Source organism: Bradyrhizobium sp. USDA 4451 (assembly GCF_054822585.1).
Window position 1 is genome coordinate 7,124,140 of sequence record NZ_JBTRCH010000001.1, and the last position, 20,488, is coordinate 7,144,627.

Here is a 20,488-nt window from a genome sequence, read left to right on the forward strand (position 1 = left end):
AAACCCGTCAGCATTGCGCTGACATCATCGAAAAAGGCCGGGATCAAGCCGGTCTGAGCAGATCAACATTGCGCGGCACGCGCAGCGTGCGATCTTGCGACCGCTCGCCGGCATCCCTACGCTCCCCGCCCACAACAAAATGACAGGGAGGCGATCGTCATGAGCACAAGGCGGGATTTCCTGAAAGCGGGCACAGCGGCGGCGGCCGGCATCGTGTTCTGCGGCTGTGGGCTCGTCCACAACGCGAGCGCGCAGCAAGCGCGCCAGAAGTTGCCGGTCAGCGTCGGCGGCAAGCGCGTCAAGACCATCGACATTCATTCGCATTGCCACTTCCGCGAGGCGGGCGCCCTGCTCGGCGCCGACGCCGGAAAATATCAACTGCCGCCGGTCAACGGCGCCGCCGAGGCCTTCCTCGAGATCGACAAACGTCTCGCTGCGATGGATTCGCAGGCCGTCGACATGGAAGTGCTCTCGATCAATCCGTTCTGGTACGACCGCGATCGCGATCTAGCGGGCAAGATCGTGAAGATCCAGAACGAAAAGCTCGCCGAACTCTGCGCCTCGAAACCCGAGCGCTTCGCCGCCTTCGCCTCGCTGACGTTGCAGGCGCCGGACCTTGCGGTCCAGGAGCTCGAGACCGCGGTCAAGAAGCAGGGCCTGAAGGGTGCGGCGATCGGCGGTGTCGTCGACGGCGTGGAATTCTCCGATCCCAGGTTTCACCCGGTATGGGCCAAGGCCGAGGAACTCGGCGCTCCCCTGTTCATCCATCCGCAGGGCGTGCCCGAGCTCAACAAGCGGCTGTCAGGCAATGGCTGGCTCGGCAACACGATCGGCAATCCGCTCGAGACCACGATCGCACTCTCGCACCTGATCTTCGAGGGCACGCTCGACCGCTTCCCGGGATTGAAGATCATTGCCGCGCATGGCGGCGGCTATCTCCCGTCTTACGCCGATCGCTCGGACCATCCGTGCCTGGTCGGACCGAAGGGATGCAATCCGGAGATCAAGCTGCAGAAGGCGCCGACCGAATACCTCAAGCAGATCTATTTCGACTCGCTGATCTTCACGCCCGAGGCGATCCGGCATCTCGCCGCCCAGGTTGGTGCCGGCCAGATCGTGCTGGGCAGCGACTATCCCTATCCGTGGCAGTTGGCGCCGATCGACCACATCTTCGCCTGCGCGTCGCTGAGCGACGACGACAAGGCCAACATTCTCGGCCGGACTGCGGCAAAGCTGCTCGGTGTTGCAGCGTGAGGATGATCTCAACTGTCGTCGTCGCGCCATGGCACGCGACGGCGACGATCAGTAGGCGTTCACCGTCCGCATCTGATTGCGCGGCTGAACCGTGGGCGCCAGCTCCGCAACGTTGGGCACCGGATCGGCGTAGACGGCCTCAGTTCCGGCGAACTCCGCTTGCGCCGCGTCCGATACCCATGTGACCGCCGAGGGGTGACTGACCAGCATCCCGATCAGTGCAACGATCACCAGCACCGGCAAAGCGATCAGCTTGAAGCTGAAGCTTTGGTAGTTGCGCTCCGGGTCCTGCCGTCGATTGTCGAACGAGCCCTGCATGGATTCCTCCACATTGCGGATTTGATCCACCGAGGGTTCACTTACCGCAGCGCACGCAAGACCGATGTGAATGGTTTCACAGGCTTTGTCGGGTTCACCGTTTCGTGAGACCCGGACGGGCCGAGCCGCCGCAGCGGCTATTCGCCGTCATCGGCCCCGGCGTCGACCAGCTCTTGCAGCGACTCGGGCTTCAGCACGACGATCGCACCATGCTCGAGCCTGACCCAGCCGCGGGTCGCCCAGGCGCGGAGCTGCTTGTTGATGCTCTCGCGGGTCATGCCGACCATCTCGCTGATCTCCTGCTGGGTGATCGAGATGGTGCGCCCCTGCGGCTTGTGCTTGTCGCTGAGACGCAGCAGCGCGCTCGCCAGACGGCCGGGCAAGTCCTGGAGGATCACCTGCTCGACCTGGTCGCTGGTCCAGCGCAACCGCGCGCACAGCAGCTCGATGAACTTCATCGCCAGCGTCGGCTGGCTGCGCACGAACGGAATGAACTCGCGCCGGTCGATGACGAACAGCTCGCAATTGGTGTTGGCGGTGGCGTCGGCGGTCCGCGACAAGCCGTCGAGCAGCGCGATCTCGCCGAAGATCTCTCCGGCCTCGATCAGGTTCAGAATCGCATTGCGGCCGTCCGGCGACGAGATGCTGATCTTCACCGTGCCCGAAATCACCGCAATCAGGCTGGTGCCGGGATCGCCCTTGGAAAAGATCGTCGTGCCGCGCTTCAGCGTGATGTGCTTGGCATAGCGACAGAGCTGATCGAATGCCTCGGGCTCGAGATCGGCGAAATAGGGATGCTTGCGCAGCACCGACAGCTTGTTGTTGGAAAACGACGGCGCACCGGCAGTTCGTTCTATGGGGAGCGCACCGGTCATATTGATCCAGACTGAATATGTTGCGCTCGATCGGTGCGCCAGCAGCGCGGGCACCGACGAGGCCATCGATCAATGAAAGTGGGACGACTATAACCCCGCCAGCGGCCTACAGCAACAAAAGGTCCGGGCCGGTGGCATCGGGATAGCGGGCATCCAAAGTACAATTTGGAATAAATATGTTCCTTTACAACGCTCAATTGCAGCCGGCGCCCGCTGCTTGACGCCCCGTTCGAGCCGACTCACAGCAGCTTGCCGTCCGGCCCAAAGAACGGATGCGGCCCGTCAAACTGGCCGATCGGGAGCTGGTGCGTGACCAGCTGTCCGAAGTCCTGTCCGGGAAACCAAGTGTGCAGGTGAAAGGCAGCCGGTTCCACCTTGAACGACGGCTCCCGAAGATGGCCAAGGTCCAGGTCGACCGCGTGGTTCGGCGCGGGGCATAGTGTCACGGGGCGCCCGGCAAAGGTCGTCAGCATGGCCCGGTGGACATGCCCGCAGCCGATCAACCGCACTCGCGGGTGACGCCTGACGATTTCCGCCAACGCGTCGGCATTGAAGAGATCCTGCCGGTCCATATGCCAGATGCCGCCCTTGAATGGCGGGTGATGCAGGAAAAGCAGCGCCGGCCGGCCGTCCCCGGTCGCCAACGCCGCATCCAGCCATTGCAGCGTGGACGCTTCCAGCATGCCGTGCGGCTTGCCGGCGACGCTTGAATCCAGCAGCAGAAGATCGAGCCCGTTGACCTCGATCTTCTGGTCGAGCGGACCCGCTGCGTGGACATAGCGCGCTGCTGGAAACGCGGCGCGCATCCACTCACGCGAGTCGTGATTGCCGGGAATTCCGGCAAACGGAACGCGCAGCGGCGCGAGCAAGCGCTTCAGATAGTCGTATTCCTCGACTGAGGGCGTGTCCACGAGGTCGCCGGAGATGACGACGAAATCGGGGGCCGGCGCAAATGCGTTGAGCGCAGCAATACAGCGTTCAAGCGCCTTCACGGTATCGACCCGGCCATAGGCCAACGTGCCCGGCGGCTTGATGTGGAGGTCGGATATTTGCGCGATCAGGACTGGTTTCGACGGCATCGATAATTCTCAGGGTTCGGAAGGCAGAAGACGAAGCGCGTCGGGCGCAATCGAAAGCCCTACGCGATCGCCGACCTTGGCCTGGATCGTATTGGGCGCGTCGACATTGAGCGGCTTGCTCGACGCGGCGCTCACGACAATTCGCTGCCGGTCGCCAATGAAGCTGACGGCATCGACGGTTCCCGAGAGCTGCCCTGCGCCGGCGTCCACCACGAGAATGGTTTCGGGGCGGATCATCACGGTCGCGTTCGCAGTCGTCGCGCCACCTTCGATCGGCAAGCGCCCGCCGGGCAGGATCAAGACGCCGTTCTCGATCGGCGCCTCCACGATATTCGCCGCGCCGATGAACTCCGCGACGAACCGATCCTTCGGCGCAAAGTAGACCTCGCGCGGCGTGCCGATCTGGGCGATCGCGCCCTTCCGCATCACGACAACACGGTCGCCCAATTCCATGGCTTCGGCCTGATCGTGGGTGACATAGATCGTCGTGATGCCTAGTGCGCGCAGCAGCCGGTTGAGCTCGCTCCGCAGCCGGTCCCGCAGGGCGGCATCAAGCGCGGTCAAAGGCTCGTCGAGCAGCAAGATGCCGGGCCGGATCGCAACCGCACGCGCCAGCGCGACGCGCTGACGCTGGCCGCCCGAAAGCTGCTCGATGCGGCGGTTTTCCAATCCCGTGATGTTGGTAAGAGCCACCAGCTCGGCGACGCGCGCGGCGCGCTCGTCCCTGGCGACGCCGCGGATCTTCAAACCATAGGCGATGTTGTCCGCCACCGTCATGTTGGGGAACAGGGCGTAGGACTGAAACACCATCCCGACATTGCGCCGCTCGATCGGGACCGAGGTCATGTCCTTGCCGTCGAACAGGACCTTGCCGCCCGCATCCGGCAACTCGAGGCCCGCGATGATGCGCAGCATTGTGGTCTTGCCGCAGCCTGACGGGCCAAGCAACACCAGCGTTTCGCCGCGCGAGATGTCGAGGGTTGCGGGATCGAGCGCGCGGGTGCCGTCGGCAAAAGTCTTGCCGCACGCCTCGATCCGCACCGCTGCACCGTGACCGGCCGTACTCATCGCTTGTGATCCTTGTCCGCCAGCAGTTGCATCGCGACCAAGAGCGGAATGATCATCACGAAGAAGATCAGCGTGTAGGCCGAGGCCACTTCGAGCCGCATCGAGGCGTAGCTGTCGGCGAGCCCGATCGGCAGCGTCTTCGTCAACGGCGTATGCAGCATCCAGGTCAGATTGAATTCACCGAGCGACAGCGTGACCACCATCAATGCGCCGGCGAGAATTCCCGGCAGCGCGTTCGGCACGATGACATCGCAGAAGCGCCGCCAGGGCGACGCTCCCAGCGAAGCGGCGCCTTCGTCGAGTGTCTTGATATCCACCGTCGCAAACACCGCCATCACTGACCGCACCATGAACGGCATGGTGAAGATCACATGGCCAACCAGGATGAAGAGCCAGGAACGGCGGAGGTCGCCAAAGCCGCCATAGGTCAGCAGCAATGCAAGGGCGATCGCAAGCCCGGGGATCGCCAGCGGCAGCGTGATGATCTCCTCGGCGATGCGGGCGAGCCGGCCTCCACGCGTATGCAAGGCATAGGCCGCGGGGACACCGGCGAACAGCGTGACCGCAAGTGTCGCGAATGCGATCACGAAGGAGAGCAGGATGGTGCCGGCATAGAGCTCCCAGACCTGCGCGACCCATTGCAGGGTCACGCCGGATTGGATGCCGCGGAAATAATTGACGGTGACGCCGGCGGAAATCGAAAGCCCGGCGGGCACCACCAGGAATGCCGCAACGAGCAGCGTGAAGACGAACTGGCCGGTGAAGATCAGGCGGTCGCGCATGCGCTCACCCGGCCGCCGCGACCGCGCTGCCGCTGAAGGTGCGGGCGAGCGCGAGGATGAGCCAGGTGATCAGGCCAAGCCCCACCGACAACGCCGCCGAGGTCGCGAAGTTGGCGGCCAGCGTGAACTCGGTGTAGATCAGCATCGGCAGCACGTCGATGTTCGTTGCCAGCGTGAAGGCAGTGCCGAAGGCGCCCATCGCGGTCGCAAACGCGATCGCGCCGGAGGCGACGAAAGCCGGCGCCAGCGCCGGCAGCACGACGTCGCGCTGCACCGCCCAGGGGCTGGCGCCAAGCGACCGCGCGGCCTCCTCGAGGCCGACGTCGAGCTTCTGCACGGCGGCCATGATGGTCAGGATCACGCGCGGGATCGAGAAGTAGAGATAGCCGAGGAAGAGCCCGTAGATCGAATAGGCGAAGACGAACTTCTCGCCAAAAATCCGATTCGAGAGATCGCCGATCAGCCCTTGCCGCCCCGCCAGCAGGATGATCATGAAGCCGACCACAACGCCGGGAAACGCCAGCGGAAAGGTCAGCATCGCGATCAGCACGGCGCGGCCGGGAAAGCGGTGCCGCTGCAGGAACATTCCGGCAATCGTCGCCACGATCAGCGTGACGACCGTGGTTGCCGCCGCCAGCAGCACGGTGTTGATCAACGTCGCGCGATAGCGGCCTTCCGTCAGGATGGCGAGATATCCGGCGAGCCCGTGCGGCCCTTCAGCCCCTGCTACCACCAGGCGCGCCATCGGCAGCAGGAAGAAGGCCGTGGTCACGACCGCAAGCGGCAGCAGGCAGAGCCAAACGAAGGATTTTTGCGACATCGGAAGAATGGTGCCCCGCGAGAAGCACCATATTGCCTCAGCGGACCTCGGCGAGATAGCGGTCGACGAAGGCTTTTTGCACGTTTTCCATCTCGCCCCAATCGACGCTCTTGGCGCGGGCGTAGTCGCTGTCGGGGAGGAATTTGCCCTTCACGGACGCCGGCAGTTCGATCGGGCGGGCCGGACGCAGATAGGCATTGGTCCAGATCGCCTGTCCCTTGTCGGACAAGAGATAGTCCATCACCTTCTTGGCCTTCTCCTTGTCGGGCGCGTTCTTCACGAGACCGACAACATAGGGAAACACCACCGAACCCTCGCAGGGAATCACAAACTCGAAGTTGCCCTTCTCCGAATATTTCGCCCGATAGGCGTTGAAGTCGTAGTCGAACAGGATCGGCATCTCACCGGAGACGACACGGGCATACGACGTCTGCTTGGGCACGATCGGATCGTTCTTGCGCAGCTCCTTGAAGAAGTTGATCGCGGGATCGAAATTGCTGGGCGAGCCGCCGAGCGCCAGGTTGACCGCGACCGCGCCGACATAGCCGACCGCCGCCGACGACGGATCGAGGTAGCCGACCATGCCCTTGTAGTCGGGCTTCAGGAGGTCCTTCCAGCAGGCCGGCACCGGCTTGCCGCCGAGCGCGTCCTTGTTCACGAACAAGCCGAGCGTGCCGGAGTGGATCGTGGTCCAATAGCCGTCCGGATCCTTCAGGCCGGCGGGGACCTGGTCCCAATGCGCCGGCTTGTAGGGCTCAAGCGCATCCTGCGCCTTGGCTTTCATACCGAAGGTCACGCCGAAATAGCCGATATCGCCGACCGGATTGCTCTTCTCGGTCAGGATCTGAGCTAGCGCCTGGCCGGAATTCTTGTTGTCGTGCGGGATGTCGTAGTCGAGGTCCGCCTTGATTGCCTTCAGCATCGAGGCCCAATCGGCCCACTCCGGCGGGCAGTTGTAGCAGATCACGTCGGCCGCCTTAGCGGATTGCCACGGCGCGATCAGTGTCAGCGCCAGCAACGCAAGGACAAGGCGGACGGTCTTCATGGGAGGCTCCGGTCTGAGAGAGGATGCAATGCGGATTTCAACATCAACGGAGCGACCAAGTATAGACCGCGCATGACGGTTTTGCGACGCGCTCGCTGCCGTGCAGCAAATGCGAAGCCAACGATGGGACGCTCGTCGCCGCCGGTCATTTCGGGCTAGGCTGCCAGCCAAAAGAGGAAGCCCATGTACCAGCCAACCGGCGTCAAGACATCGCCCGACCTTCCCGTCCCCGACCTGATGAAAGCCTGGGTCCTCGGCGACCCCGACGAGCTCATGCTTCGCGAAAAGCCAACGCCGATCCCGTCGCGTGCCGAGGTTCTGGTCCGGATCGACGCGGTTGCAATCTGCGCCACCGATCTCGAGATCATCCATGCCGGGTCGCCGGCCAGCATTCAGGGCGGCCAGCCCTTCAACAAGAATTTCACGCCGGGTCACGAGTACATGGGCACAGTCGCCGCGCTCGGCCCTGATGTGGACGAGTTCAGGATCGGCGAGCGGGTCAGCGTCGAAATCCATGCCGGCTGCGGCCAATGCAAACGCTGCCGCCAGGGCATGTACACATCCTGTCTCAACTATGGAAAGCCGGAGAAGGGTCACCGCGCCAACGGCTTCACGACCGACGGCGGATTCGCCGAATACGCGGTCAATCACATCAATACGCTGGCACGCGTCCCGGAGACCATGAGCGATGCGGAAGCGACGCTCGTGGTGACCGCCGGGACGTCGATGTATGGCTTGACGGAATTGGGGGGATTGGTGGCCGGCGAGAGCGTCGTGGTGATCGGCCCGGGACCGATCGGACTTCTCGCAGTTGCCGTGGCCAAGGCGCTTGGCGCGAGCCCGGTGATCCTGACCGGCACGCGCAACAAGCGGCTCGCGATCGGCAGAGAATTGGGAGCCGATCGCGTCATCAACATCAACGACGAAGACGCCGTTGCGGTGGTGAAGCAACTTACAGGGGGGATCGGTGCTGACTACGTCGTCGAATGCGCCGGCACCGAAGCGACACTCAACCAGGCCATTCACATGACCAATCGTGGCGGCAAGATCTGTCTGGCCGCCTTCCCGCACGAGGCCGCGACGCTGGACATCGCGCATCTCGTGCGAAACAACATCTACGCCTACGGCATCCGCGGCGAAGGCAAAAGCGCGACCCATCGCGCGATGGAATTGATGGCGGCGAAGCGGTTCGATGCGACCAAGATCCACACGCATACGTTTCCGCTGGGCGACCTGCCGACCGCGTTGAGATATGCGCGGGATCGCGTCGACGACGCGATCAAGGTCGTGCTGACCAATCGCAAGGCCGGCGCGATCGCGAGCGCTGCCGAATGAAGCCTATCGTGCGGACGCAGGAGCACTGATCCGGTTCACACCGAACAGTAGCGCTCCTTGACCTCGTCGTCGGCCAACAACTCCTGCGCCGACGCCTGGTGCACCACCGCCCCCTGATCAAGGACGTAGGCACGATCGGCGATACCAAGCGCAAGCTCGACGTTCTGCTCAACCAGCAGAACCGTCGTTCCCTGCGCCTTCATGCTGCGGAACAGCTCGAACATCTCGTCGACCAGGACGGGCATGATGCCCTCCGACGGTTCATCCAGCATGATCAGGTCGGGCTTTGCGATCATCGCGCGCGCGATCGCCAGCATCTGCTGCTCGCCGCCGGACATCGTGACCGCCTCCTGATCCATGCGTTCGGCGAGCCGCGGGAAGATCACGGAAATCTCGTCGATCAACTCGGCTTCCCGCTTCTTCTGCTTTGACGCTACCAGCCCGAGCCGCAAATTCTCTCGCACCGACAACCCCTGCACGATCCGCCGCTCTTCGGGGACATAGGCGAGCCCCAACGCGAAGCGCACATGCGCCGGCCGATTCAGCAGCTCTTCGCCCTTGAAGCTGACCGAGCCGCGCGTCCGCCCCATCAAGCCCATGATCGATCTCAGCGTCGTCGTCTTGCCGGCGCCATTGCGGCCGATCAGACAGACGATCTCGCCGCTGATCACCTCGAGACTGATGTCCTGCAGCGCGTGGCTTGCGCCATACCAGGCATTGAGCTGGCTGATCTGCAGCATTCGTCAATGCTCCCGCTGGCCGAGATAGACGCGCTTCACTGCCTCGTTCTGCCGGACCTCCTGCGGCGTTCCCTCGGCGAGCAGTTCCCCGTGGTGCAGAACCAGGATGCGATCGCTGATCCCGAGCACCAGCTTCATCTTGTGCTCGACGAGGATGACGGTGCGCTCCTTGGCGAGCTTGACGATCAGATCCATCATGGTCCGGGTTTCTTCCGGGCTCATGCCGGCCGTCGGTTCGTCCAGCAGCAGCAAACGGGGTTGGCTGGCAAGCGCCATGCCGATCTCCAGCGCACGCTGCTCGCCATGGGCCAGCGTCCTGGCGGCGCGGTCCCGGGAGTCCCACAACCCGACCAGAGCCAGCAGCTCGTCCGCCCGCTCGACCAGTTCGGTCAGGCGCGCGCGAGGCCGCCAGAGGTCGTATCGCGACACCAGAGCCTGCAGGCCGACGCGGATGTTCTCACGCGTCGTGAGCTGCGGAAACACGCTGGTGATCTGGAAGGACTTTGCGATCCCCATGTGAGCAAAGCGATGCTGCGGCAGGCCGGTGACGTCCCTGCCCTCGAACTCGACGCTACCCTTCGTGGGCGGAAAAGCGCCGCACAGCAAATTGAAATAGGTGCTCTTTCCGGCCCCGTTCGGACCGATGATGGAGGTGATCGTCCCCCTGGAAAACTCGGCCGAGATGTTGTTCAGCGCGACAAACTTGCCGAACGTCTTGCCGACGCCACTGGTGCGCAGAATGATCTCGCCGGCTTGGTTTGCTGCGGCGGTCATCGCTTGCCTCGCGCGATCAGCGTGCCCCAGATGCCGGCGGGGAAGAACAGCACGCATGCAATGAAGATGGCGCCAACGATCAGTTGCCAGTGAACCGTCCACACGGAGACGATATTCTCCAGGACCAGGAAAACCGCCGCGCCGATCATCGGCCCGAAGAATGTCCCCATCCCGCCGAGCAGAGCGATCATCACGACAAGTCCCGAAGTCTCATAGTGCAGGATCTCGATCGGAACGATCGACAGATGCAAGGCCTGCAAAGCACCAGCAAGGCCGCAGAAGCCGCCAGATAAAATGAAGGTCAGCAAGCGTGTCAGGGTCACGTCATAGCCCGAGGCACGGGCGCGCATCTCGTTCTCCCGCACCGCTTCAATGACGGCACCGAACGGCGAGGCAAGAATGCGCGACATCACGAAAAATGCGGCGATCACGAAAGCCGCAATGACGTAGTACCGGATCATCGGATTGATGAAGTCGATCCGCAAGCCAAACAGATCGATGGTGCGGACATTGATGCCGCGAAGCCCGTTCTCGCCGCCGGTCAGGTCAACCGCCTGGTAGAACAGATAGTAGACGCATTGCGACAGCGCCATCGTGACCATGGCGAAGTAGATGCCGCGGGTCCTGATCGCGAGCACGCCAATCAGCAGCGCCATGAGCAGGCCACCCGCGATGCCGGCAGCGATCGCCGCATACCATGGCCAGCCAAAATGCACGATGGCGATGCCGCAGAGATAGGCACCAGTCCCGAACAGCGCCGCATGACCAAACGACAGAAGGCCCAGATAGCCGAACACAAGGTTGAAGCCGAGCGCGTAGAGCCCATAGATCAGGATGTTCACGGCGAGCGCCGTGAACGGCATCACCAACGGGAAAACCAGGATCACCGCAGCCACGATGCTGGCGCGATGCCGCGTTGCGAACTCGTACCAGCTGACCGTCGTGGCAGGAGGCTGTTTGATCGATTGAATCGTTTCGGTCATGCCGGGCTCAGCTCATCAATCCGGCGCGGCCGAAGAACCCTTGGGGACGCACGATCAGAACGATCGCCATCAGGGCAAAGATCGAAACCTTGGCCATCTCAGGTGCAAACAGCGAAGTCATGCTGACCACCACACCGACCAGCAGGCCTGCAAGGACGGCGCCGCCGATCGACCCCATCCCTCCGACCACCGTCACGACGAAAGCTTCGGCGAGAATGGTGCCGCCCATCTCCGGAATGACGCCCTGAAGTGGAGCAGCCAACAGCCCGGCAAGGCCCGCAATCGCCGTACCGATCCCGAACACGATCAACCAGACCCTGGAAACATCGACCCCAAGGACGCGGACGATCTGCGGATCGCGCGCGCCGGCGCGGATAACGAGCCCGAAGCTGGTTTTCTCCAGGAACAGCCAGAGCGCCAGCAGGACGACGGCCGTCGCTCCAATCACAAACAGACGGTAGAGCGGGAAATAGCCGACACCGATGTTGACGGCGCCTTGCAAGACCTCCGGCGTATCGAAGGGATAGCCAGTCTTGCCGAAGGCGATGCGCACGCATTCGACCATCACGTAGCTCAACCCGAAGGTCAGCAGCAGCGGATAATCGATGCCGCGACCGTAGAGCGGCCGGATCAGCACGCGCTCGACCGCGAGGCCAAACAGGCCGATCAGGATCGGCACAGCCACGAGACAGATCCAGAAATTACCCCCGATCGAGACCAGATAAAGCCCGACATAGGCGCCGACCATGTAGAACGCGCCATGGGCGAAGTTGACGACCGTCAGCATCCCGAAGATCAGCGAGAGCCCGATCGCAAACAGCACGTAGATCGCACCAAGCGCCAGCCCGGCGAACAGTTGCAACGCAATCAGATCGAAGCTCAGGCCCGCCATTTGTCCCCCTCGGACGAAGCGCACCGCTACCGGCGCGCGTCGTATCGCTCAGCTTTTGTGACCAAGGGCTTCGCAGCTGCGCAGGTACTTCTCGTTGGGCTCTTCGGTCGAAAGGACCTCGAACACATCGGACTCGTTCTTCATGTCCTTGGACTTCGACTTGATCACGAGCACCGATTGCACCGACTGATGATCGCATTTGCGGTAGTATTGCGGTCCCTTGTAATAATCGTACTTCAGGGCTTCCAATGCCGCGACGACCTTGTCGGTCTCCACGCTGCCCGCGCCCTTGACCGCCTCAAGCACTGTCCGGACGCCACCATAGCCGAGCGCGCCATAATCGGTCGGCAACTTGCCGTCGTACATCTTGCGGAAAGCTTCGTTGAACGCCTTGGTGGAAGCGAACTTGTCCTCGATGCCCCAGTAGAACGAGCAGCCGCCGACGACGCCGTCGAATGCCTGCGGGCCCGCTGCGACGCGGCTGGCATGCGACAGCAGCGGCGCGATGATCTGGATCGATTTCTTGATGCCGAAATCGGTCGCCTGCTTCAGGGCGATCTGCTGGTCCCGTCCGAAATTGCTGATGCAGAGAATATCGGGCTTCAGCGCCTGAAGACGAGGCAGCAGCGTGGAGAAGTCCGTCGTTCCCAGCGGATGGCGGATATCACCGAGATTCTCGATGTTAAATTCTTTGCCGACCTCGAGGAAGCCGCGAACCATCTCGTGGCCATAGGCGTAGTCCGCGGTAAGGAACGCAACCTTCTTGCCAAATTTAGCGAAGGCGTAACGGCCGACCGCGCCCGACGTCATATGCGGGTTCAACGCCTCGTGGAAGGTGTACTTGCTGAAGTCCGCCGCCTCATTGATGGCGTCCGACTGGCTGATCGAATTGAAGATGACGCCGCGCTCCTTGGTGACGTTGTTGATCGCGAGCTGAACCGCGGCCGACAGGCTGCCGACGACGAAATTCACCTTCTCCTTCTCGACCAACTCCAGTGTCCGCGTCGCCGCTTCACCAGGATTGAGCTTGTCGTCGCGCACGACGAGTTCGGCCTTGCGGCCGTTGAGACCGCCGGCGTCATTGAACTGGGCGATGGCAAGCTGGCCAGCCCGCACCTGGTCCTGCGCCTCGGCACCATACGGGCCGGTCAAGGGAACGGGGAAGCCGACCTTGATGGGAGCTTCCTCGGCCCGCAGCAGATTGATGCGCAACGGTGAGACGGCGAGAGCGGCGCCGGCACTTGCCGTCGTCAGCAGACGACGCCGCGATACCGATCCGGCTTTGGTGACCTTGCTCGTCATGACTATTCCTCCCCAAGAACTGTCTGTGTTTTGCTTAGCGTATTGTCCTTGCCCGAAACTTCTCCACCTCAGATTCGTCCCAAGGCCGTCAGAATAACCCGGGGCGTCAGCGGAATCTCGGTAATTATCGTGCCAAACGGCCGCAGCGCGTCGTTAACCGCATTGGCGACCGCAGCTGCCGCGCCAGCCGTGCCCGCCTCACCCGCCCCTTTGGCTCCCAGCTCGGATTCTTGCGTCGGAGACACCACGTGTCCGATCTCGATATCTGGCATCTCGCCGGACATCGGGACCAGGTAATCCGCCATGTTGGCGTTGGTCAGCTGACCGCGTTCGTCATAGATGCACTTCTCGAACAGCGCCGCGCCGAGCCCTTGCACGACCCCACCCCGGATCTGCTCATCGACCAGTTGCGGGTTGATGATGGTTCCGCAGTCTTCGACAACCCAGTGCTTGAGCAGCGTCACGAACCCGGTGTCGGTGTCGACCTCGAGCCATGAGGCCTGCACGCCGTTGGTGAATGCAAAGGGATACTGGCGCGGAACGAAATGCCGGGTCGCCATCAACTCGGGCTGGATCCCGGGCGGAAGGGTGTCTGGCCGGAAATAAACGATCCGCGCCAGCTCGTTCAGCTCCATGCGTGGCACGCCGTCGCTGGCATTGACGATGCTGTTGTTGACGATATCGAGGCCGGCCGGCGTCGATTGCAGGATGGCAGCCGCGACATCGAGAATATTCCGGCGCAGAACCTTAGCTGCCTGCAACGCGGCTTCGCCGCCGATGCCGGCGCCGCGCGAAGCCCAGGTGCCGCCGCCATATGGCGTATGGTCGGTGTCGCCCAGGGTCACGCGGACCCGGTCCATCGAGACACCAAGCACGCTGCCCACGATCTGGGCGGTCAGCGATTCCGACCCTTGCCCCTGCTCGGTGATGCTGGTTTGGCAGATCACCGATCCCTGCGCGTCGAGCCTGACCGCGACACCATCCTGCGACGAGATTTTCGCGCCACCGACGCCGTAAAAGGCAGCACTGGGATTGGTCACCTCGATGAAGCTGGCGATTCCGATGCCGCGATGCACATTCCCGGCGCGCAATTCCGCTTGCTCGGCGCGCAACGCGTCGTAATCCATCATCTGGAGGAGCTTGGCCAGCGAGGCGTGATGCGAAAGCTGCTCGAACTTCATGCCGGAAGGCGATGCACAGGGATAGGCATCGTCGGGGATCAAATTGCGCCGGCGGATCTCAACGGGGTCCATGCCGATCTTGGCTGCGGCAAGATCGACCAGGCCTTCGGTGACCGAACAGGCGATCGGGTGTCCGACCGCCCGGTACTGGCACATCACGTTCTTGTTCTGGAAGACGACCCGCGCCCGCGCCCGATAGTTCGGTGTGACATAGGGGCCACCGACAAGGTTGACCACCTGGTTGGCCTCGATGGCGCTGGTGCGCGGGTACATCGAATAGGGCCCGATCCCCGTCAGGTCGTCGATCTCGAAAGCCGTGATGGTGCCGTCCGGCCTGACGCCAATCCGTCCCCGGCATCGGTGATCGCGGGCGTGAATGTCCGTGTTGAAGCTTTCGACGCGGTCGGCCACGAATTTGATCGGCCGCCGCAGCAGCTTGGCCAGTGCGTAGGTCGCCATTTCGTCGGCGTAAATGTGGACCTTGACGCCGAACGAGCCGCCGACATCCTTGCAGACCACCCGGACCTGCGCCTCCCTCAATCCGAGATGCAGGGCCGCGATGTTCTGCACCATATGGGGCGCCTGCGTACCCTGATAGATCGTGAGCCGCGCCTCGGCCGCATTCCAGTCGGCAACAACGGCCCGCGGTTCGAGCGTCACGCCGGTGTGGCGCCCGAAGACGAAATCGGCCTCGACCACCTCGGACTCCGACAAGGCATGGTCGACGCCGCCGGCCTCGAGCGTTCGCTCGAAGGCAAGATTGTCGCCGAGCGAGGGGTGGATGACCGGGGTTGCCGGATCGAGCGCCGTGCGCATGTCCGTGACTGCCTCGAGCTCCTCGTAGTCGACGGAGATATGCTCCATGGCATCTTCGGCCGCCGCGCGGCTACTTGCCACGATCGCCGCAACGGCCTCCCCCTGCCAGCAGACCCGGTCGACCGCGATCGCGTGTTGCGGCGCCGATTTCAGTCCCTTCAAATGCGAGAGCACGCCGACCCACGGCGTGATGACAGCCTCAAGCTCACGCCCCGTGACGATGGAAGTGACGCCGGGCATGCGCCTGGCTGCGTCGACATCGATCGCCACGATCCTGGCGTGGGCATACGGTGACCGCAGGAAAACCGCGTGCGCCATCCGCGGCAATTCCAGGTCGCTGACATATTGCCCGCGCCCTTGCAGCAGCCGGTCGAGGTTCGGCCGTGGCACCGTCTTGCCGATATAGGAATTCGGGCGATCGAGCACCGAAAGCGTTTCTGCTGGCGCAGGTGTCACCGTCATGCCGACTGCTCCGCGCGCGTCCTAGCTGTCGCCTCCACTGCGTCCACAATGGCCTGATAGCCGGTGCAGCGGCAACAATTGCCGGATAGGTGCTCGCGGATCGCTTGGCGATCAGGCGTAAGCGTATGCTTCAGCAGGTCCTGCGCTGTCATCAGCATCCCGGGCGTGCAATAACCGCACTGCAAAGCATTGCGCGCGCGAAAGGCCGCCTGAAGATCGGCGATTTCGCCGCTGTCGGACAGCCCCTCGATCGTCTCGACTGAGGCGCCCTGCGCCTGGACCGCCAGCATCAGGCAAGAGCGAACGATCTCACCGTCGATCCGGACCGTGCAGGCACCACACACGCCGTGCTCGCAACCGACGTGAGTTCCGGTCAGCTTCAGGTTTTCCCGCAGGAAGTCAGCAAGATTGACCCGCGGCAAGACAAATGCATCGACGGCTTCGCCGTTGACCAACAGCGAGACCGGTATCGGAGCGTTCACGAGGTCACCCCGAGTTCGGGTCGCGCGAGAAACGCGGCCACGCAGCGCCGGAGCAAGACCGTGGCGAGATGTCGGCGCATGGCCGGGCTGGCCTGCTGATCTTCCTGCGGATCGAGTTCGTCGGCCAAAGCGGCCGTTGCCTCCGCGAGCAAGGCTGGGGTCACGGATACATTGATCAATTTGTCGGCGGCCGCTGCGAGCAGCGGCCGATCACCAACCGCAAAGTAGCCGAGCCGAAGCTCCGCGAACCGATCGCCCGCGATCACAGCGCGAGCGGCCAGACCAACGAGCGCATAGTCACCATGCCGCCGGGCATATTCGTGAAAGAAAAATGCCGCGCCGAGCCTTGCGACCGGCACCTCGACCGCGACCAGCAATTCGTCCGGCGCCAGCGCCGTGTCGTAGATGCCGTTGAAAAATGCGGTGGCAGAAATCCGGCGCTCGCCGCGAGGCCCGCGAACAACGATCGCGGCGTCAAGCACAACAACGCAGGCCGGCAGCTCCGACGCAGGATCGGCATGGGCCAGGCTGCCGCCGATCGTTCCGCGATTACGAATTGCGGGATGAGCAACTTGCGCAACCGCATCGCGCAGCAGCGGAGCGTGCAGCGCAACCTCCGGCGAATTGAGCAGGTCGACATGCCGGGTCAGCGCGCCAATGACCAGCAGATCTCCCCTCACCGCGACGCCGCGCAACTCGGCAAGGCCACCGATATCGACCAGAATGTCCGGGGATAACAGCCGCAGGTTCATCGCCGGCATCAGGCTCTGGCCACCCGACAGAACCTTCGCCCTGTCGCCATGCGCGGCAAGCAGCTCCAGCGCATTCACGACGCTGGTCGCGCGGGCGTAGGCGAAAGCCGCAGCTTTCATGTGGGCGTGGCCTCCCGGGCCCAATTTTGGTTTGCCCGATTAGAGGGCCGCCCCGATCAAAGGTCAAGTTTGTTTATCGAGTGATTATTTGCTCGGCGGGACTTGTCTTCGTAGCGGGATGGACGCAGGTTCCTAGCCAAATAAAGTCCAACGCAGGGAGGCGGATCATGAAGCTCGGGTTCTTTACGATGCCGATCCATCCTCTCGATAAGGATTGGCGGCAATCGCTCCGGGAGGATCGTGAAGCGTTCCTGCTCGCCGACGAGCTCGGGTACAGCGAGGCCTATGTCGGTGAGCATCTCACCGACAAGGCCGAGAACATCACATCCAGCATCGCCTTCATCGCCTGGCTCGCGGCCGCGACCAAACAGATCAAGCTTGGAACCGGCACCATCAACATGCCGAACACCCATCCGGCAACCGTCGCCGCATCCGTCGCCATGCTCGATCACATGCTCGATGGCCGTTTCATATTTGGCATAAGTCCCGGCGGCTTGCTGTCAGACGCGGAAATCTTCGGCAATCTCGATGCCGATCGCAATGCAATGTTCCTCGAAGCCATCAATCAGGTTCTCGATATCTGGGCCGGCAAGCCGCCCTATGATTTGCAAGGCAAGTACTGGAATGTCTCGGTCAAGAAGACTCTGATCGAGGATATCGGCCAAGGAATCGTAGCGCGTCCCCTGCAGACCCCGCACCCGCCGATCGTAGTGACCGCGGTTGCGCCGTTCTCAAAGGGCGTCACGGAAGCCGCGGCACGCGGCTGGGATCCGATCTCGGCAAACTTCCTGATGCCCGCCTGGGTGAAGAGCCATTGGCCTAAATATGTAGAGGGATGCGAGCGCGCGGACCGGACCGCGAACATCGCCAATTGGCGCGTTGCCAAGAGCGTGTTCGTGGCAAAGGACGCTGCAACGGCGCGGGCCTATGCCACGTCATCGGACAGCCCCTATGTCTACTATTATCATCAGCTGTTCACGAAACTGAAACGCAGCGGACGGCTCGAGCTGTTCAAGACACGGCGCGACCAACCAGATGCTGAAATTACGCTGGATTCGATCTGCGACAAGCTGATCATCTACGGCACACCCGAAAGCGTGACCGATCAACTACTCGCGTTCCAGGAGGAAACCGGCCCCTTCGGAACTCTGCTCTATGCCGGCAAGGACTGGAAGGATCGCGAGCTTGGTCGTCAATCGATGATCCTGATGGCCGAGAAGGTCATGCCACGCATTAATGCCGCAGGCGCCGGATCAGCAGCGTGATCCAGGGAGTTCCGACATGGCCTTTACTGATCGCATTCCGTACCAGGCACAGGTCGACCGGCCGAAACTGACGCTGCCTGGCGGCAAGAAGCTTGCCGTCTGGTTTATCCTCAATGTCGAGGAATGGCGCATCGGAAATGCGATGCCGCGTACCGTGCTGAGCCCACCAATGGGCCAGCCCCTGCTGCCTGACGTGCCGAATTGGTCCTGGCATGAATACGGCATGCGCGCCGGCTTCTGGCGTCAATTCAAGGCATTCACCGATCGAAAGATACCGGTGACGCTCGCAGCGAATGCCAACGTCTGCAACAGCTATCCGCGCGTGGCGTCGGCAGCGCTCGAGGCCGGGTTCGAATTCATGGGTCATGGATTTGTCCAGGGCCCGATGCACAAGCTGGAGAACCAGGCGGACGCAATCAAGCGCGCGGTCGACACCATTGCAGAATTCACCGGCAAGCCACCGCGATCATGGGAAAGCCCGGGCTTGACCGAGACCGAAGAGACGCTCGATCTCCTGCGCCTCAACGGGATCGAATACGTGGCGGACTGGGTGATCGACGATCTGCCGCAGGATATCGCCACGCCGCACGGAATCGTAACGACGATTCCATATTCCGTTGAGACCAATGACATCGTCATTCACGCGCTACAGCATCTTCCGTCGGAGCAGTTCCTGACGCGCTGCACCGACCAGTTCGATCGGCTGTATCTCGAAGGCGCAGAGAACGCGCGGATCATGGCAATATCGGTGCATCCCTACATCACCGGGGTACCACATCGAATCAAGTACCTTGAAGCCTTGCTCGATTACGTGGTCGGTCACGACGCCGTAGCGCTGATGACGGCAAGCGAGATCGGCGATTGGTATCGGGGTCAGATGGCGACGACATAGAGCGGTTCAGCCGACGACCTTGATCGGCGCCCGTCGACGGTCGGTTGCGACTTCCGCCATCCTCTCAAATCCCGCGAGAAAGATATCCAGCGCATCACTGATCATCTGCGCCTTATCCTCCAGGACAGGCGCCTCGTAGATGTACTTGCGTACGCCATAGTAGAAGATGCCGCCGTGGAACACCCAGGCCAGCTCCAGCTCGGCGGCGGTGGGTTTACTTTGCGTCGCAAGGCCGGCCTCGTGACGGCATTCCCTGAGGATACGAGTCAGGATCTTGTCCTTGACCATGCCAACATACCACCGATTGATATCCAGACCCTTCAGGCCCGAATAAAGATAGATCCTTAGCCACTTCCGGTTGAAGATCGCGTCCGTATAGATCTCGTAGAATTCCTGCAGCCGCACGCGGAGCGGTCGCGACCGATTCGACAGCAATTTCTCCCAGCCGATTTCAAGCGGTTCAAGATATACCTTGCGGTAAACCTCCTTGATGAGATCGTCCTTGCTTGGAAAGTATCGATAAAGCAGCGGCTGCGTCACACCGAGCTTGCGAGCAAGCGTACGCGTGCCGCCGCCAAATCCCTCCTCCGCAAAGAGCTCGGTTGCCTTGGCGACGAATTCACTGCGGCGATCGTCGGCTGATAGTCGCCTCTGCTTGACTTGAACTCGCTTGGCCGACGCCTTTCGATTCATGATGGCTTGCTACCATCGTCTGCCAGGAACCGGCCGAAAGCTCCGTGCGCGAACAACAGCGGATTGTTCCGGTTGTACGCGTATGCCTCGACCGCTCCCAGGAAAATAACGTGATCGCCACCGTAGTAGCGGTTGGCCGCACGGCATTGAAAATTCGCAACCACATCGGCCAGCACGGGAGCGTTCCCGAGACCTGCCGTCCAGCTCACTCCGGCGAACTTGTCACCCGACGATCTGGCAAACTGCGTCGCCAGCGCCTGCTGGGACGCGCCAAGCACGTTGACCGTGAAATGAGTGGCATTCTGGAAGATCGGCAGCCCCTGCGAGAAAATACCCAGGCTCCACAGCACGAGCGGCGGGTTGAGCGACACTGACGCGAATGAATTGCATGTGATACCGTACGGCCGTCCTTCGGCAGACATCGCGGTGACGATCGTCACACCGGTCGCAAACGTACCGAGCGCATTGCGGAAGTCACGCGGGTCGATCGTCGAACTGCCGGTTGCGAGCTCATTGGCTGGATCCGTTGGATGTTTGGGTGAGTCGGACATCCAGCGA

Annotated in this window: 21 protein-coding genes; 4 read left to right on the plus strand and 17 right to left on the minus strand. The window is 62.4% G+C overall.

Going from position 1 to position 20,488, the window contains the following annotated elements; genetic code table 11:
• The first annotated feature begins 159 nt into the window (after positions 1-159).
• A complete protein-coding gene (locus ACVMB0_RS33345; protein WP_461348910.1) occupies positions 160-1,254 on the plus strand; it encodes an amidohydrolase family protein in 1,095 nt (364 codons plus the stop codon).
• A gap of 48 nt (positions 1,255-1,302) precedes the next feature.
• On the opposite strand, the gene ACVMB0_RS33350 is transcribed toward ACVMB0_RS33345, so the two are convergent.
• From ACVMB0_RS33350 to ACVMB0_RS33380, 7 genes are all read right to left on the minus strand, one after another.
• Positions 1,303-1,572 carry a hypothetical protein gene (locus ACVMB0_RS33350; protein WP_461348911.1) on the minus strand — a complete coding sequence of 90 codons (270 nt, stop codon included), beginning with the start codon at positions 1,570-1,572 and terminating at the stop codon, positions 1,303-1,305.
• A 137-nt stretch (positions 1,573-1,709) separates the two neighbouring features.
• A complete protein-coding gene (locus ACVMB0_RS33355; protein ID WP_456753642.1) occupies positions 1,710-2,447 on the minus strand; it encodes a Crp/Fnr family transcriptional regulator in 738 nt (245 codons plus the stop codon).
• A gap of 239 nt (positions 2,448-2,686) precedes the next feature.
• Complete coding sequence (locus ACVMB0_RS33360) at positions 2,687-3,526, minus strand: phosphodiesterase (RefSeq protein WP_461348912.1); 840 nt, start codon at positions 3,524-3,526, stop codon at positions 2,687-2,689.
• A 9-nt stretch (positions 3,527-3,535) separates the two neighbouring features.
• A complete protein-coding gene (locus ACVMB0_RS33365; RefSeq protein WP_461348913.1) occupies positions 3,536-4,594 on the minus strand; it encodes an ABC transporter ATP-binding protein in 1,059 nt (352 codons plus the stop codon).
• Positions 4,591-5,376 (minus strand): ABC transporter permease, encoded by a 786-nt coding sequence (locus ACVMB0_RS33370; RefSeq protein ID WP_456753639.1) that lies wholly within the window; start codon positions 5,374-5,376, stop codon positions 4,591-4,593. The genes ACVMB0_RS33365 and ACVMB0_RS33370 overlap by 4 nt, the downstream gene beginning before the upstream one ends.
• 4 nt (positions 5,377-5,380) lie before the next feature.
• Complete coding sequence (locus ACVMB0_RS33375) at positions 5,381-6,196, minus strand: ABC transporter permease (protein WP_106329293.1); 816 nt, start codon at positions 6,194-6,196, stop codon at positions 5,381-5,383.
• Positions 6,197-6,233: 37 nt separating this feature from the next.
• Positions 6,234-7,241: an ABC transporter substrate-binding protein gene (locus tag ACVMB0_RS33380; RefSeq protein WP_461348914.1), complete on the minus strand. Its 1,008-nt coding sequence runs from the start codon at positions 7,239-7,241 to the stop codon at positions 6,234-6,236.
• Positions 7,242-7,424: 183 nt separating this feature from the next.
• On the opposite strand from ACVMB0_RS33380, the gene ACVMB0_RS33385 reads away from it, so the two are divergent.
• Positions 7,425-8,576 carry a zinc-dependent alcohol dehydrogenase gene (locus tag ACVMB0_RS33385; RefSeq protein WP_461348915.1) on the plus strand — a complete coding sequence of 384 codons (1,152 nt, stop codon included), beginning with the start codon at positions 7,425-7,427 and terminating at the stop codon, positions 8,574-8,576.
• A 35-nt stretch (positions 8,577-8,611) separates the two neighbouring features.
• Here the strand turns inward: ACVMB0_RS33385 and ACVMB0_RS33390 are convergent, their stop codons facing one another.
• The 8 genes from ACVMB0_RS33390 to ACVMB0_RS33425 all read right to left on the minus strand — a co-directional run bounded on the left by ACVMB0_RS33390 (position 8,612) and on the right by ACVMB0_RS33425 (position 17,080).
• Positions 8,612-9,316, minus strand: a complete 705-nt coding sequence (locus tag ACVMB0_RS33390) for an ABC transporter ATP-binding protein (protein ID WP_461348916.1) — start codon at positions 9,314-9,316, stop codon at positions 8,612-8,614.
• A gap of 3 nt (positions 9,317-9,319) precedes the next feature.
• A complete protein-coding gene (locus tag ACVMB0_RS33395; protein WP_461348917.1) occupies positions 9,320-10,090 on the minus strand; it encodes an ABC transporter ATP-binding protein in 771 nt (256 codons plus the stop codon).
• Entirely contained in the window at positions 10,087-11,073 is a 987-nt protein-coding gene (locus ACVMB0_RS33400; protein WP_456753635.1) for a branched-chain amino acid ABC transporter permease, read from the minus strand. The genes ACVMB0_RS33395 and ACVMB0_RS33400 overlap by 4 nt, the downstream gene beginning before the upstream one ends.
• Before the next feature lie 7 nt (positions 11,074-11,080).
• Entirely contained in the window at positions 11,081-11,965 is an 885-nt protein-coding gene (locus tag ACVMB0_RS33405) for a branched-chain amino acid ABC transporter permease (protein WP_461348918.1), read from the minus strand.
• Positions 11,966-12,013: 48 nt separating this feature from the next.
• Entirely contained in the window at positions 12,014-13,267 is a 1,254-nt protein-coding gene (locus ACVMB0_RS33410; protein ID WP_461348919.1) for an ABC transporter substrate-binding protein, read from the minus strand.
• 68 nt (positions 13,268-13,335) lie between these two features.
• A complete protein-coding gene (locus ACVMB0_RS33415; protein WP_461348920.1) occupies positions 13,336-15,726 on the minus strand; it encodes a xanthine dehydrogenase family protein molybdopterin-binding subunit in 2,391 nt (796 codons plus the stop codon).
• The gene (locus ACVMB0_RS33420; protein WP_461348921.1) at positions 15,723-16,208 is read right to left on the minus strand and encodes a (2Fe-2S)-binding protein; all 486 of its coding nucleotides are present in this window, start codon (positions 16,206-16,208) and stop codon (positions 15,723-15,725) included. The genes ACVMB0_RS33415 and ACVMB0_RS33420 overlap by 4 nt, the downstream gene beginning before the upstream one ends.
• Entirely contained in the window at positions 16,205-17,080 is an 876-nt protein-coding gene (locus ACVMB0_RS33425; RefSeq protein WP_461348922.1) for an FAD binding domain-containing protein, read from the minus strand. Before ACVMB0_RS33425 ends, ACVMB0_RS33420 begins: the two co-directional genes overlap by 4 nt.
• A gap of 167 nt (positions 17,081-17,247) precedes the next feature.
• On the opposite strand from ACVMB0_RS33425, the gene ACVMB0_RS33430 reads away from it, so the two are divergent.
• Complete coding sequence (locus tag ACVMB0_RS33430) at positions 17,248-18,345, plus strand: LLM class flavin-dependent oxidoreductase (protein WP_461349757.1); 1,098 nt, start codon at positions 17,248-17,250, stop codon at positions 18,343-18,345.
• A 16-nt stretch (positions 18,346-18,361) separates the two neighbouring features.
• Positions 18,362-19,237, plus strand: coding sequence for a polysaccharide deacetylase family protein (locus tag ACVMB0_RS33435; protein ID WP_461349758.1), 876 nt, complete (start codon positions 18,362-18,364; stop codon positions 19,235-19,237).
• A gap of 6 nt (positions 19,238-19,243) precedes the next feature.
• Here ACVMB0_RS33435 and ACVMB0_RS33440 read toward each other — a convergent pair whose 3' ends face one another.
• The gene (locus ACVMB0_RS33440) at positions 19,244-19,930 is read right to left on the minus strand and encodes a TetR/AcrR family transcriptional regulator (RefSeq protein ID WP_461348923.1); all 687 of its coding nucleotides are present in this window, start codon (positions 19,928-19,930) and stop codon (positions 19,244-19,246) included.
• Complete coding sequence (locus ACVMB0_RS33445; protein WP_456753629.1) at positions 19,927-20,481, minus strand: flavin reductase family protein; 555 nt, start codon at positions 20,479-20,481, stop codon at positions 19,927-19,929. The genes ACVMB0_RS33440 and ACVMB0_RS33445 overlap by 4 nt, the downstream gene beginning before the upstream one ends.
• Positions 20,482-20,488 lie beyond the last annotated feature (7 nt).